General features: G+C 72.4%; 11 protein-coding genes. 5 read left to right on the top strand and 6 right to left on the bottom strand.

What is annotated here, in order from left to right; genetic code table 11:
- Window positions 1-7: 7 nt before the first annotated feature.
- From FHU34_RS18645 to FHU34_RS18635, 3 genes are read left to right on the top strand one after another with little or no spacing between them, the layout of a single operon-like run.
- Complete coding sequence (locus FHU34_RS18645) at window positions 8-1,132, top strand: baeRF2 domain-containing protein (protein ID WP_145782316.1); 1,125 nt, start codon at window positions 8-10, stop codon at window positions 1,130-1,132.
- On the top strand, window positions 1,125-2,879 hold the full coding sequence (locus tag FHU34_RS18640) for a thiamine pyrophosphate-binding protein (protein ID WP_145782309.1): 1,755 nt from the start codon (window positions 1,125-1,127) through the stop codon (window positions 2,877-2,879). The genes FHU34_RS18645 and FHU34_RS18640 overlap by 8 nt, the downstream gene beginning before the upstream one ends.
- A gap of 49 nt (window positions 2,880-2,928) precedes the next feature.
- Complete coding sequence (locus FHU34_RS18635) at window positions 2,929-4,041, top strand: iron-containing redox enzyme family protein (RefSeq protein WP_145782304.1); 1,113 nt, start codon at window positions 2,929-2,931, stop codon at window positions 4,039-4,041.
- A 334-nt stretch (window positions 4,042-4,375) separates the two neighbouring features.
- Here FHU34_RS18635 and FHU34_RS18630 read toward each other — a convergent pair whose 3' ends face one another.
- Complete coding sequence (locus FHU34_RS18630; protein ID WP_145782301.1) at window positions 4,376-4,606, bottom strand: CDGSH iron-sulfur domain-containing protein; 231 nt, start codon at window positions 4,604-4,606, stop codon at window positions 4,376-4,378.
- A gap of 145 nt (window positions 4,607-4,751) precedes the next feature.
- Between FHU34_RS18630 and FHU34_RS18625 the strand changes: the two genes are divergently transcribed.
- Both FHU34_RS18625 and FHU34_RS18620 read left to right on the top strand, forming a co-directional pair.
- Window positions 4,752-6,194: a hypothetical protein gene (locus tag FHU34_RS18625; RefSeq protein ID WP_244311722.1), complete on the top strand. Its 1,443-nt coding sequence runs from the start codon at window positions 4,752-4,754 to the stop codon at window positions 6,192-6,194.
- A gap of 223 nt (window positions 6,195-6,417) precedes the next feature.
- The gene (locus FHU34_RS18620; protein ID WP_088989760.1) at window positions 6,418-7,560 is read left to right on the top strand and encodes a SigB/SigF/SigG family RNA polymerase sigma factor; all 1,143 of its coding nucleotides are present in this window, start codon (window positions 6,418-6,420) and stop codon (window positions 7,558-7,560) included.
- A 91-nt stretch (window positions 7,561-7,651) separates the two neighbouring features.
- Here the strand turns inward: FHU34_RS18620 and ctaD are convergent, their stop codons facing one another.
- From ctaD to FHU34_RS18595, 5 genes are all read right to left on the bottom strand, one after another.
- Window positions 7,652-9,640: an aa3-type cytochrome oxidase subunit I gene (gene ctaD, locus FHU34_RS18615; protein ID WP_145782290.1), complete on the bottom strand. Its 1,989-nt coding sequence runs from the start codon at window positions 9,638-9,640 to the stop codon at window positions 7,652-7,654.
- A gap of 124 nt (window positions 9,641-9,764) precedes the next feature.
- Window positions 9,765-10,487, bottom strand: a complete 723-nt coding sequence (locus FHU34_RS18610; RefSeq protein WP_145782286.1) for an ATP-binding protein — start codon at window positions 10,485-10,487, stop codon at window positions 9,765-9,767.
- Between the two features lie 111 nt (window positions 10,488-10,598).
- The gene (locus FHU34_RS18605) at window positions 10,599-11,057 is read right to left on the bottom strand and encodes a DUF4383 domain-containing protein (RefSeq protein WP_145782281.1); all 459 of its coding nucleotides are present in this window, start codon (window positions 11,055-11,057) and stop codon (window positions 10,599-10,601) included.
- 77 nt (window positions 11,058-11,134) lie between these two features.
- Window positions 11,135-12,292, bottom strand: coding sequence for a glycosyltransferase (locus tag FHU34_RS18600; protein ID WP_145782272.1), 1,158 nt, complete (start codon window positions 12,290-12,292; stop codon window positions 11,135-11,137).
- A 22-nt stretch (window positions 12,293-12,314) separates the two neighbouring features.
- The gene (locus FHU34_RS18595) at window positions 12,315-13,379 is read right to left on the bottom strand and encodes a glucosyl-3-phosphoglycerate synthase (RefSeq protein ID WP_425280536.1); all 1,065 of its coding nucleotides are present in this window, start codon (window positions 13,377-13,379) and stop codon (window positions 12,315-12,317) included.
- Window positions 13,380-13,468: the final 89 nt, after the last annotated feature.

Genomic DNA, 13,468 nt, shown 5'->3' with positions numbered 1-13,468 from the left:
GTCGAGCATGCAGCTGTCCTTCCTGCGCCCGCTCTACGACCGTCCCGGGCCGTGGTGCTCGGTGTACCTGGACGCCTCCGCGGACACGGAGGACGCCCATCCCGCGTTGGACCTGCGCTGGCGCGCCTTGCAGGGTCAACTCGCCGACCAGGGGGCCGACGAGGCGAGCATCGCCGCGCTGGACCGGGTGATCCGTGGGCACGACCCGATGGTCGGGGACTACGGCCTCGCGGTCTTCGCCAGTCACGGCCGGGTGGTGCTCTCCGAGTACCTGTCCGCGCCGCCACGGCGCGACCTGGCCAGTTTCGCGCCGCTGCCACACGTCATGCCGCTGCTCGCCCAGCGCGGCGAACAGGTGGCCTGGGTGCGGGTGATCGCCGACCGGATGGGCGCCGATGCCATGGCGGTCAGCGCCGGAGGGGTTCCCCGGCGGGCGCACGTCGCAGGTCGGGACGAGTTCCCGCTGCGGCGGACGAAGCCGGGTGGCTGGTCCCAGTCGCGGTATCAGCGGGCGGCCATGGAGGCCTGGCACCAGAACGCCGGCGACGTCACCGCCGCGACAGTGGACCTGGCCGACAGGGTCGGCGCCGACGTCGTGGTCGTCGCCGGTGACGTCCGCGCCACCGGAATGATCGCCGCGCAGATGCCGGAGCGGTGGCAGGACCTCGTGGTCCGTACCGACGCCGGATCCCGGGCCGGCGGCGCCGACCAGACGATGCTCGACGACCTCACCGTGCAGACCATCGCGGAGGTCGCCGACCAGCGGATCGCCGCCGCGCTGGACAAGTTCGGTGTGCAGGAGGACGTCGGCGGCGGTCTCGACGCGGTCGTCTCGGCCCTGCAACGCAACCAGGTGGACACGATGATCATCGTGGACGACCCGTCGGCCAACGGTGAGCTGTGGATCGGCGCGGAGCCCACCGAGATCGCCGTCGACCCGGGGCAGCTCGCCGCCATGTCGGTGGACGACCCGCAACGGGTACGCGCCGACGCGGCGCTGGTCCGGGCGCTCGTCGGCACCGACGCCGCGCTGACCGTGCTCGGACCGGACGAGGCGCCCGAGCTGACCGACGGCGTCGGCGCGGTGCTGCGCTACGTCGACCCCAGCACACCGGGGCGCGGCAATGGCTGAGCGCCGCGTCGCGGACCTGGTGGTGGAACGGCTCCTGGCCTGGCGGGTACCCCGTGCCTTCGGCTACCCGGGGGCGGCGATCGCCCCGTTGGTCGAGGCGTTGGAGAGCACCGGAGGCGAACCGGCGTTCATCCCGGCGCGACACGAGGAGACCGCCTCGTTCATGGCCACCGGGCACGCCAAGTTCACCGGCGGCATCGGGGTCTGCCTCGCCACCCAGGGGCCCAGCGCCGTCCAACTGCTCAACGGCCTCTACGACGCCAAGCTGGACAGCAAACCGGTGGTCGCGATCGTCGGGGAGGACATCTCCGGGCCACTCGGCGGCGCGCACCAGGAGATCGGGTTGAGCCGGCTCTTCGGAGACGTGTGCAACCAGTTCGTCCGGTACGGCCGCAGCCCCGAGGACGTGGCGGCACTGCTGGACCAGGCGTTCCGTACGGCGGCGGCGACCCGCAGCCCGACCTGTGTGGTGCTGCCCCGGCAGTTGCAGGAGGCCGTGGTGCCCGACCTGCAGCCGTCCGCCGTCGGGGTGGTCTCGGCGACCCCGGGTGAGCCGCTGGCCCGGGTGCTGCCGCACGACGTGGACCTCGACGCCGCCGCCCAACTGCTCAGCGGCGGCCAGCGCGTGGCGATCCTGGTCGGCCAGGGCGGCCGCGACGCGGCCCCCGAGATCATCGAGGTGGCCGACCGGCTCGGTGCCGGCGTGGCCACCTCACTGCTGGGCAAGCCGGTGCTCGACGAGCGGCTACCGTTCCACACCGGTGTCCTCGGCGAGGTCGGCACCCCGGCCGCGGCCGAACTGATGGGCGGCTGCGACACGCTGCTGATGGTCGGCACCAACGACCCGTGGACCGAGTACTTCCCGATGCCGGAACAGGCCCGCACGGTGCAGATCGACATCGACGGACGCCGGATCGGCGCCCGCTACCCGGCCGACGTCCCGCTCGTCGGTGACGCCGCCGAAACCCTGCGAGCGCTGCTGACCCGTCTGCGCGGCCAACCCGAGCAGCGGTGGCGCGCCACCGTGGAGGCCTCGGTGGACCGGTGGCGTGACGTCGCCGCCGACCGGGTCGCCGCGCCCGCCGACCCGGTCAACCCGCAACTCGTCCTCCAGGAGCTGTCCGCGCGGCTGCCGGGCACCGGCGCCGTCGCGGTCGACGTCGGCTCGGTCCTCTACTGGTACGCCCGACACCTCACCCTGCCGCCGGGGGTGAACGCCCAACTGTGCGGCACGCTCGGCTCGATGGGCTGCGCCCTGCCGTACGCGGTGGCCGCCAAGCTCGCGGCCCCCGACCAACCGGTGGTAGCGCTGGTCGGCGACGGGGCGATGCAGCTCAACGGGCTCGCCGAGCTGATCACCGTCTCCCATCACTGGCAGCAGTGGCGGGACCCTCGCCTGGTGGTGCTGGTGCTCAACAACCGGGACCAGAGCGGCATGGGCGGTGGGCTGGCCCCATCGTCCGACCCGACCCGACGCCGCCCCGACGTCCCGTACGCCGGCTGGGCACGCCTGCTCGGGCTGCACGGGGTGCGGGTGGACCGCCCGGAGCTGGTCGGCGCCGCGTGGGACGAGGCCCTCGCGGCGGACCGTCCCTGCGTACTGGAGGCGGTCGTCGACCCGGCGGTGTCGTTGGCGCCGCCGGAGCCGGCGTTCGCCGATCTGCGGGGCCTGTATGCCGACGGCGCTCCCGCCCGGAAGGTCCGGGAGCAGGTGGAGGTCACCGCGAACGCCCAGGACTTCGTTTAGTCACCCCTGGCCAGGGCATCAGAAGCGGCCCGACGACGCTGGAGGTCCCATGTCCGAGCCCGCTGACCGCCGCTACGGTCCCGCGACCCTTCCGCGGCCGCGCGGCCCGCTCTCTGCGGCTGTGGTCGAGGCTCTGCGGCGTCCGCCGCACGACCTGCCAACCGGTCTCGGCGTCGACCTCGACCCTGCGGACCCGATCACCGACGAGGACCTCCAGCTGACCCTGTTCCTCTGCTACGAGCTGCACTACCGGGGCTGGCGTGGTGTCGACGAGTCGTGGGAGTGGCAGCCGACGCTGCTCGCCCTGCGCGCCCACTGCGAACGGCTCTTCGAGGCGGCGCTGCGCCGGCTGGTCGGCACGCCGGTGGTGCCCGTCGCCGGGGTGGCCGCCGGCCTGGCCGAGGTGGTCGCGGCCGACGACGGACCGTCGCTGGCCGCCGACCTCCAGCGACGCGCCGACCTCGCCCAGTTCCGCGAGTTCGTCGTACACCGGTCGGTGTACCACCTGCGCGAGGCGGACCCGCACAGTTGGGCGCTGCCCCGCCTCGGTGGCCCGGCCAAGGCCGCGCTCGTGGAGATCCAGACCGACGAGTACGGCAACGGCCGGCTGGACCGGATGCACGCCGAGCTGTTCCGGAGCACCCTCGACCGGCTCGGGCTGGATGTCGGGTACGCCGCCCACCTGGACGCCGTACCGGCCGTGACCCTGGCGACCAACAACCTGATGTCGCTGTTCGGGCTGCACCGGCGACTGCGCGGCGCGCTGCTGGGACACCTCGCCGCGTTCGAGATGACCTCCTCCTTGCCGAACCGTCGCTACGGCAACGGGCTGCGCCGGCTGGGCTTCGACGAGGTGGCCACCCGCTTCTACGACGAGCACGTCGAGGCCGACGCGGTGCACGAGCAGATCGCCGCCCACGACATGTGCGGTGGCCTGGTCGCGGTCGAGCCGGCCCTCGCCCCCGACGTGCTGTTCGGCGCGGCGGCCGGGCTCGCGCTGGACCGGTTGTTCGCCGCGCACCTGCTGGACAGTTGGGCCGCCGGCCGCAGTTCCCTGCGGCCACCTACTCCGCCGGCGCTGCCGCCGACCGTCTCACTCGTTGCGTCGACCCCGGCCCCACCGGGGGTGGTCGCCCCGCAGGCCCCGACCGCGCTCGTCTGACGAGCCCGCTGGTCGCGCTGCTCGCGCTGGTCGCGCTGCTCGCGCTGTCCGCCGAGAGCCGGTGGCGTGTTGCCGCCAGCCCTCAGGCGTAGGGCCGCCGCCAGCCTTCAGGCGTAGGTCTCTTGCTTTCGTCCTTTGCTCTGCACCCACCGAGGCGACGGTCACGGACCGTGCCTGGTGCCTGGGTGGGTGCACAGCAAAGGGGGCGAGCAGGGGGGATGGGTCCTGACGACGAGCCTGCGCTGAGCAGGGCGGGCGCGGAGCAAAGGTGGCGGCGTGATGGTCGGGCCTGCCGGAGCGCGCTCTCGGAGCGTGATGTGGCGACGTCGGGGCATCAGCCCTCGCGGGTGGTGCCCGCCCGGAACCGGATCGCCTTGTGGGTGCCGTCGCAGAACGGCTTGAGCGCCGACTTGCCACACCGACACAGCGCCACCGTGCCCCGGCGCGCGTCGATCCGCTCGCCGCTCGGAGTGACCAACGCGAAATCACCCCGGACCAGCAACGGTCCGTCCTCGTACGGGGTGATCGTGGCGGCGGCTGGCTCGCTGGTGTCGTCGGTGCCCATGGACCCGGAAGTGCCCACCCTGACCCCACCGAAACCCGAGTGACCGAACGCCATTGATGACCGCCGCACCCCTCTGACCAGCGGAATGTGCCGCCGGGTGGGTGATGCCCCGTTTGAACCCCATCGGGACGGGAAGCCGGGCCGCGTGGTGAGCGAACGAGGCAAGGTGGGGCCGGTGCACAAGGTGCACAAGGGGCTCACGGCCGATGGCGCCGGTCTGGCCGGCGACCGGGTCGTGGCCGCGGGCAGCGCGGCCCGGGTGCTGGTCGCCGCCACCGCCCGGGCGCTGCGTGGAGCGGACTGCGCCGACCTCGGGCACACCGGGCCAACGTCGCGCTTCCCCGGGGCTCCGGAACCGGTACGCCGGGCCGCGGTCACTCGGGCCGCCGGACGGGTCGCGCTCACCGTCGCCCAGGTCGACGAGGTGGACGCCGCCCGGGTCGCCCGCTGGTTCGTCGACCAGTACCCCCGCCGGCGCTACCCCGGGGTGCTGATCGGCTCTCCGCACGGCGGCCTGGCACACCTGGCGGTGGCTCTCGGCGTGCCCTGGCTGCCGGCCAGCTTCGAGATGACCGTGCACTGGTCCGACGGCGCGGTGGACCGCCCGGCGGACGCCCTGGAACACGGGGCGGCACTGGCCACCCGGCTGCTCGCGGGCAACGCCGACCTGCACCTGCGGCAGGTGCACTGCCCGGCCAGCCGCGGCCCGCTGACCGGGGCCACCGTCACGCTGGCCGCCTCGTGGAGGGCCCTGCCGGCCGCGTACACGCGGTTTCTGGCCGACCGGCTACTCCCCGGCGCCCCCGTGCTGCTGGTCCGCGACGCGCGCACCTGGCCGGTCCTGGAAATCGGTCCGGGGCACAGCTTCCAGGTCGGCTGCCCGGCCAGCGGGCTCGACCCGGTGGACTTCCACCCGGACAGCCACGCGCTGCGGCAGGTACTGCGCTCCGTCGGCGGCGACGCGGCCCGGTGGGCGCCGCCGGAGGTGACCGTGTCGTCGGGGAACGCCGAGCACGGCGTCGACTCGGGCTTCGAGCTGGCCGCGCGGGACTGGTCGACGCGCCACCAGCACCCACTGCACCGGGTGCTGGTACCCCGCCCGGCGGCACTGAGCGCCGCCGTCGCCGACCTGTACCGGCGGTGGCTGCGCGCCGCCGGAAAGACCGGTAACCGGCTCGTGGTGGAGTGTGGGCGTCTGCTCGACCCGTGGCAGGTGGTGCGGGCGGGGCTGGTGCCGTACTGGTGCGAGAACGCCACCCGCCGCAGCGTCGACGAGGCCGAGTGGTGGCTGGCGGGCAGTGAGGCGTTCAGCTCGGTGGACGTGCTGCCCGAGCCGCCCGGGATGCGCTCACCCGCCCTGGCCGGGCTGCCGCAGTGGCTGGCCGTGGCCGGCTTCGGGCAGCGGCGTCGGGCGTTGGACCGGACCACCGCGCGCGGCTACCCGGTGACGTCCGTGCCCACCCGCCGGGCCACCGAGGTCCTGCGTGCCCAGCCGTACGACCTGCCCGTCCCGCCCCCGCTGCGGGCCGACGAGGTCCTCGCCGTGCTCAGCGACAGCGGCGGCCACCAGGGGTTGTTGGTCTCCTGAGACGGAGCACGCCGAAACATCCTCGCGAACCCGGGGTCCCGTGATTGAGTACCTACGGAGCGGGAACATCGCTGGCTGCGACGGCCTGATTGCGCTGCGTGGACGCGTTGTCGCCCGCTGGCATCCCAGTCACTGACCCACTTTTCCGGCCCGGTGCGTGGCTCGACCACGCGCACGACCGGTTTCCCGATCCGGGCGGGGGACCTTCCTGAGGGAGGCGCGGATGTTCGGACAGACGAGTACGACCACGACCACACCACCGCCCACCGATCGGGGTCTGGAGGACCTCGACGCGGCGGCACTGGCGTACGCGGCCCGGATCGAAGGGCTGCCTCCGGAGCGTCGGGGGGAGGCCCGTGACGACCTGGTGCGCTTCGCGCTGCCCTTCGCCGGGCGGCTGGCCCGCCGGTACCGGGGTCGTGGGGAGCCCCTGGAGGACCTGGAGCAGGTGGCCCGACTGGGGCTGGTCAACGCCGTCGACCGGTATGACCCGGAACGCGGGTCCTTCACCGCGTACGCCGCGATCACCATCGTGGGCGAGATCAAACGGCATTTCCGGGACCGCACCTGGGGCGTGCACGTGCCCCGCCGGCTGCGGGACCTGATCCTCGAGGTGGGACAGGCCACGGCCGCGCTGACCAGTGAGCTGTCCCGGGCCCCGTCGGTGGCCGAACTGTCGGCCCGACTGGAGACCCCGGAGGAGGAGATCCTCGCCGCGCTGGAGTCGGCGGCCGGCTACAGCCCGGCCTCGCTCAACGCCCCGGTGGGCGGGGAGAGCTCGGCGGAGTTCGGTGACCTGGTCGGCGAATCGGACAACGCGCTGGAGTCGGTCGACGACCGGGTCACGGTGAGCGGTCTGCTGCACCGACTGCCCTGGCGGGAGCGGCGCATCCTGGCAATGCGCTTCTACGGCAACCAGACCCAGGCGGAGATCGCCGCCCGGTTCGGCATCTCGCAGATGCACGTGTCCCGGTTGCTGTCGCGAGCGCTCACCTGGCTACGTCAGGCGATGCTCGCCGACGCGCCGCCGCCGTGGCAGAACGGCGCGGCCGAACCCGACCCGGGCAAGACCCGGATCTCGGTCAAGCAGAACGGCGACCGGGTGGTGGTCGAGGTCGGCGGCGAGATCGACCGCGACGGCGCGGACCAACTGCGGCGGGCCATGCTGGAGGCCGTCACCGGGCAGCCCAGCGAGGTGGTCGTCGACCTGGTCGGCGCGGGTGGGTTCGACGCCGGCGGGATCGCCGCGCTGATGGCCGGACGGGACGCGGCGGAGCGGACCGGGGTGCCGCTGCGGCTGACCCGGGTCCAGCCCGCGGTACGCCGCTCGCTCACCGCCGCCGGCCTGGCCCCCGCCCGCGACTGAGCCGCCGAATCCGGACCGGAGCGCCGCCGTCGGGAACACGAACGACGAGGGCCGACACCCGCCGGGTGTCGGCCCTCTCGGCGTACGCCGGTCAGCGTTCTTCGGGTTTGTCACCGTGCGGGTGACGCCAGCGTTCGTGCGGCTTGGGCGCGTCCTCGGCGTCCTTCGGCGAGTCGCTCTGCTCAAAGCTCGGACGCCGTATTCCCTCGGGTTCCGGCACGTCCACGGGGCGCGCGCCGGAGCGCGGCGCTGGCTGGAAGTCGGCGGCCTCGCGGGCGCCGTGCGCGCCCTCGGCGGCCGGCGACTCCGGGGCGTGGTGCTCCAACCGCAACTCCTCGGCGAACTGCTGCGGCGGCTTCGTGGTGCGCTGAGGGAGGTCCCGGCCCAGGTCGGCGACGAGCGGGCCGTACTTCAGGTCGAACGCGGGACGCTCGGACCGGATCCGCGGCATCCGGTCGAAGTTGCGCAGCGGGGGAGGGCAACTGGTGGCCCACTCCAACGAGTTGCCGAAGCCCCACGGGTCGTCCACTGTCACCACCGCCCCGTACCGCCAGGACTTCCAGGCGTTGTAGATGAAGAACAGGGTGGACAGTCCGAGGATGAAGGCGAAGATGCTGGAGATCGTGTTCAGCGTGGTGAAGCCGTCGGTGGGCAGGTAGTCGGCGTAGCGGCGGGGCATGCCCTCATTGCCCAGCCAGTGGTGCACCAGGAAGGTGCCGTGGAAGCCGATGAACATCGTCCAGAAGTGCGCCTTGCCGAGCCGCTCGTCGAGCAGGCGGCCGGTCATCTTCGGCCACCAGAAGTAGTAGCCGCCGAACAGGGCAAAGACCACGGTGCCGAACACCACGTAGTGGAAGTGCGCCACCACGAAGTAGCTGTCGTGGGTGTGCCAGTCGGCCGGCGGGCTGGCCAGCAGCACCCCGGTGAGGCCACCGAGCAGGAAGGTGACCAGGAAGCCGATGGCGAACAGCATCGGCGTCTCGAAGGTGAGTTGCCCCTTCCACATGGTGCCGATCCAGTTGAAGAACTTCACGCCGGTCGGCACCGCGATCAGATAGCTGAGGATGCTGAAGAACGGCAGCAGTACCTGGCCGGTGGCGAACATGTGGTGCGCCCACACCGTCATGGACAGCACGGTGATGGCGATGGTGGCCAGCACGATCCCGGTGTAGCCGAAGAGCGGCTTGCGGGAGAACACCGGGATGATCTCGGTGATGATGCCGAAGAACGGCAAGGCGATGATGTACACCTCGGGGTGGCCGAAGAACCAGAACAGGTGTTGCCAGAGCATCGGCCCGCCGGTCGCCGGGTCGTACACGTGCGCGTTGAGCAACCGGTCGGCCGACAGCGCCAGCAGCGCGGCGGCCAGCAGCGGGAAGACGAGGATCACCAGAACGCTGGTGAACAGCATGTTCCAGGTGAAGATCGGCATCCGGAACATGGTCATCCCGGGTGCGCGCAGGGTGAGGATCGTGGTGATCAGGTTGACCGCGCCGAGGATGGTGCCCAGCCCGGAGACGACCAGGCCGAGCACCCACATGTTCGCCCCCACGCCGGGGCTGTGCTCGACGCTGCTGAGCGGGCTGTACGCGGTCCAGCCGAAGTCCGCCGAACCCCCCGGGGTGATGAACCCACCGATGACCATGAGCCCGCCGAACAGGTACAGCCAGTAGGCGAGCGCGTTGAGACGGGGGAACGACACGTCCGGCGCGCCGATCTGGATCGGCACGATGAAGTTGGCGAACCCGAACGCCGCGGGCGTGGCGAACAGCAGCAGCATCACCGCGCCGTGCGAGGTGAACAGCTGGTTGTACTGCTCGGAGGAGAGGAACTGCATCCCCGGTCGGGCCAGCTCGGCGCGCATCACCATCGCCTGCAACCCGGCCACCACGAAGAACCCAAAGGAGGTCAGCAGGTACAGCAGGCCGATCTGTTTGTGGTCGGTCGTGGCCAGGAACTTGATCAACGAGTTGCCGGGGACCGGTGCTCGTACCGCTCCCGGGAACCCCCCGAACCGGGCCGGTGCCAGGATCGCCGGGCCCCGGTCGCGACCGGGTTCCGTGGTTACCCGCTTGGGCATGGCTGCTCACCCCGTCGTGACGGCAGAAAGGACGGGCGTGCCTACCCGACCCTTGCACCATGTAACCAGGCCAGAGCGGTAAATTCGGTCAGATCGCTGGTACCGGGCGCAAGCACCCGAACACTCAGGTTGCCGGCAGCATCGCCCAGACAGCCTTGCCCTGACCGGCCGGCACGCTGCCCCAGCGCTGGGCCAGCTCCCGCACCAGCATCAGCCCTCGGCCACCCTCGGCGTGCAGGTCCGTCCCGCCCGGCTGGGCCTGCGCGCTGCTGCCGTCCACCACCGCCAGGTGCAGGTACGGTCGGCGCAGGGTCACCGTCACCTGCATCGGGGTGCCGGCGTGGCGTACCACGTTGCCGACCAGCTCGCTCAGCACCAACGCGGCCGGTCCGGCCGCTTCGGGCAGATTCCACCGGGCGCACGCGTCGGTGACCAACTCCCGGGCCCGCCGGCACGCCTCGGCCACCGGCTCCAGCCGGGCCCGCATCCGCGGCGTGGCGCCCGCCATTCGGGTGGCCTCCGCGCAGTCCGCGGTGACCGGGACCACGCGGCAGGTGGTCGACTCGGCCAGCCAGCGCGCGGCGACCGGCGACGGGGCGCAGAGCACCACCGGCACGGCCGGCCACTCCTCGGCACGGCGTGCGGTCGCGGCGAAGACGGACAACGCGAGGCGGTCCTCGACGCTCACCTCGGCCATGTCGACCACCAACGCCTCCGGCTGGTCGACGAGCGCGTCGCTGAGCGCCCGGTGAACCGAGCGCATGGTGCCCAGATGCAGCGCACCAGCGAGTCGGACGACCGCCACCGGTGCCGTGGTGCGCACCTCGCAGGTGATCCGGCTCGACATCGGTGCCCTCGATTCGCTGCTGGGTCGGGAGCTCCCCACTACCCGTGGCCGCCCGCCGTCAAACCGGACCCACGGCGGAGCGGGGCGGCTGACCGGCCGCGATGACGCAGGTCACGGACGGGGTCGCCCGGTCAGGACGCCCAACGCGATCATGCCGACGCCGAGGCCCAGGTGCAGCCAACTGTCGGCGTCGTTCACCGGCAGCACGTTAGCCCCGGTGTCGTGGTCCACCGCCAGACCGTAGAGCCAGAGCACCAGATAGACGGCACCGCCGCCGATCAGGAACGTCCGGGCCCCGGCGACCGTCCGCGCCAGCACCAGCCCCGCCACCCCGAACGCCAGGTGCACCAGGTTGTGCAGCACCGACACCTGGAAGACCCCGAACAGGTACGCGCCCGAGCCGTGGCCCGCGAAGCGCAGGTCGTGCATTCCGCTGGTGATCCCGGGTACGAAGCCGAGCACGCCGATCAGCAGGAACAACACGCCCACCGTCGACGCGGCACGTCGGACCGGCGCCTTGCCGTCGGCCGGGTTGGGTCGGGCCCGGGAGTGGGCCATCGGTCCGACCATTCCCGGCTCCTCGCTGCGACGGCGGGTACGAGCGCTGCCGGCTACCCGCTGCCGCCGCCGGCAAACGCCTCCGACGGTCAGGCCGGCAGCAGCCTCGGCGCGCGGGACAGGTGGCGGACCCGCTCGTACAGCTCCACGTAGCGTTGGGCCATCACCGCCGGGGTGAACCGCTGCGCGGCCACCCGCCGACACTCGTCCGGGTCGAGCAGGTCGCTGGCGAGCACTAGCTCACCCAGCTCCTCCTCCTCGGCGGTGAGCAGCCCGGTGCGGCCGTGCTCGATCAGCTCCGGCAGGCAGCCCCGGGAGGTCGCCACCACCGGCGTACCCAGGGCGAGCGACTCGACCACCGCCGTGCCTCCCGGCTCCTCCCACCGCAGCGGGAACAGCGACGCGCGAGCGCTGGCGAGCAGGTCGTCCCGCTCCTGGCCGGCCACCGTGCCCACCCAGCGAACCAGGTCACCGTCGACGTGCGGGGCCACCTCGTCGAGGAAGAACCGCACGTCCGGGTTCTGCCGGGCCTCGTCGCCGGCCGCGGCCAGATCGGCCGGTCGGTGGTACGGCCCCACCGGGCCGGCCAACACCAGTGGAAACCCGACCCGGTGGGCCAGTCGGGCACCCACGTCCTGGCCCTTGCCCGGGTTGATCCGGCCCAGGATGAGCAGGTGCTCGCCCTTCTCCGGTCGGGGTCGACGGTCGGCGTCGACGGCGAGCGGGGTGGACAGGTGCACGTGCCCCACCGAGTGCTCCTGCAGCGCCAGCGGCGCCCGGGCCAGCTGCGACGCGGAGACCCCGTTGACCCGGACGCGGTCGCCGCCGTCCAGGCTGCCGTAGAGCGCCGGGTGCTTGGCCAGGTCCCAGTGCAGGGTGTGCAGGGTCGGCGGGCCGGCCGGTCCCATCGCGGCGAGCGTGGCCAGGCCGACCGCCTCCACGTGGTCGTGCACCAGGTCGATGTCGTCGCGGGAGTGCAGCTCGCGGACCACCCCGGCCAGGTGCGCCTGGGCGACACCACAGACCTGGTTGTACGGCCGCTGTAACGAGGCGAACTGCCCGTCGGCGAAGACCGACACCCGCTCGTCCACCGGCAGGGTGCTGCTGCCCACCGAGGCGAGCACCACCCGTACGCCCAGGCGGCGCAGCTCCGGCACGAGCGTGGCGATCACGTTCTCGATGCCGCCGTAGCCGGGCGGTGGCACGGACAGCCACGGCCCGGCGTTCATCAGCACGGTAAGGCTCATCCGGCTCGTCCCTCTCTCGTGTTCACGCGGCGGCCACCCGTCGGCGGGGCACCCGGTGGCGCAACTCGGCCAGCGGCGGGCGTTCCTCGATGGACACGTCGGTGACCACGATCTCGCGGTCCAGGTTGGGCAGGGTGTCCGAGCCGCCGCGACGGAACTGGGTCAGCAACGACTCCGGCGTCAACCCGGGGGTCGCCCAGCCGCGCCGCTGCAACCGGGACCAGGCGGTCAACATGATCTGCGCCGACATCCGGCCCAACGCCGCCGTGTCCTGGTGCCGGTGCTTGCGCTCGCCGAGGTCGACCTGCGCCATCGCGTCCAGGCCGACCAGGTCGAGCAGGTCGATCATCATGGCCGTCTCCACGCCGTACCCGGACACGAACGGCACCCGGGAGAGCACGTCCCGGCGGCCCGCGTACTCACCGGCGAGGGGCTGCACGAAACCGGCCAACTCGGGCCAGAACAGGTTGAGCAGTGGTCGGGCCATCAGCTCGGTCACCCGGCCCCCGCCGTCCTGCTCAACGCTGGCGGTGCCGACCAACGGCCGGTGGTAGAACCCCTTCACGAAGTCGACCGAGGAGTCGGTCAGCAGCGGGCCGAGCAGCCCGGTCACGAAGTGCGGCCGGAACTCCCGCAGGTCGGCGTCGATGAACGCCACCACGTCCCCCTCGGCGGCGGCCAGTCCGGCCCACAGGGCGTCGCCCTTGCCGGTGAGCCGGGGCAGCCCCCGGGTCATCGCGTCCTGGCTGACCACCTCCGCGCCGGCGGCCCGAGCCACCTGCGCCGTGCGGTCGGTCGAGCGTGAATCCACCACGATCAGCTCGTCAACCAGGGCGACCCGATCCATCAGGTGCTCTCGGATGGTCGACACGATCGCGCCGACGGTGGCCTCCTCGTTGCGCGCCGGCAGCACCACGCTGACCCGGGTCTCACCCTTGGCCCGCATCAGCCGACGTGTCGGCCAGTCGGCCGTCGTCGTCGTCCGATACGTGGCCCACGCCTCCACCACCGGTGAAACGCTCGATGTCGCATCCCGCACGGGCACCCCTCCATTCGTGCGTGGAAAACCAAAATTGGTTGTTCCCATTCCCTGCCGCGCGTTAACCGCTTTCTTGGCAACAGCTTGATCACAGAGGTGACGCCAGTGCGTTCCCGGGGGATGAACGTTTGATTGCG

Source organism: Micromonospora taraxaci (assembly GCF_007830095.1).
GTDB lineage: Bacteria > Actinomycetota > Actinomycetes > Mycobacteriales > Micromonosporaceae > Micromonospora > Micromonospora taraxaci.
This window is presented reverse-complemented; position numbering and strand designations above follow the sequence as displayed.

Coding starts and splice junctions, on each gene's coding strand:
- FHU34_RS18645 (WP_145782316.1), top strand. CDS start 8: ATGCAGCTGTCCTTCCTGCGCCCGCTCTACGACCGTCCCGGGCCGTGG.
- FHU34_RS18640 (WP_145782309.1), top strand. CDS start 1,125: ATGGCTGAGCGCCGCGTCGCGGACCTGGTGGTGGAACGGCTCCTGGCC.
- FHU34_RS18635 (WP_145782304.1), top strand. CDS start 2,929: ATGTCCGAGCCCGCTGACCGCCGCTACGGTCCCGCGACCCTTCCGCGG.
- FHU34_RS18630 (WP_145782301.1), bottom strand. CDS start 4,606: ATGGGCACCGACGACACCAGCGAGCCAGCCGCCGCCACGATCACCCCG.
- FHU34_RS18620 (WP_088989760.1), top strand. CDS start 6,418: ATGTTCGGACAGACGAGTACGACCACGACCACACCACCGCCCACCGAT.
- ctaD (WP_145782290.1), bottom strand. CDS start 9,640: ATGCCCAAGCGGGTAACCACGGAACCCGGTCGCGACCGGGGCCCGGCG.
- FHU34_RS18610 (WP_145782286.1), bottom strand. CDS start 10,487: ATGTCGAGCCGGATCACCTGCGAGGTGCGCACCACGGCACCGGTGGCG.
- FHU34_RS18605 (WP_145782281.1), bottom strand. CDS start 11,057: ATGGTCGGACCGATGGCCCACTCCCGGGCCCGACCCAACCCGGCCGAC.
- FHU34_RS18600 (WP_145782272.1), bottom strand. CDS start 12,292: ATGAGCCTTACCGTGCTGATGAACGCCGGGCCGTGGCTGTCCGTGCCA.
- FHU34_RS18595 (WP_425280536.1), bottom strand. CDS start 13,379: ATGGGAACAACCAATTTTGGTTTTCCACGCACGAATGGAGGGGTGCCC.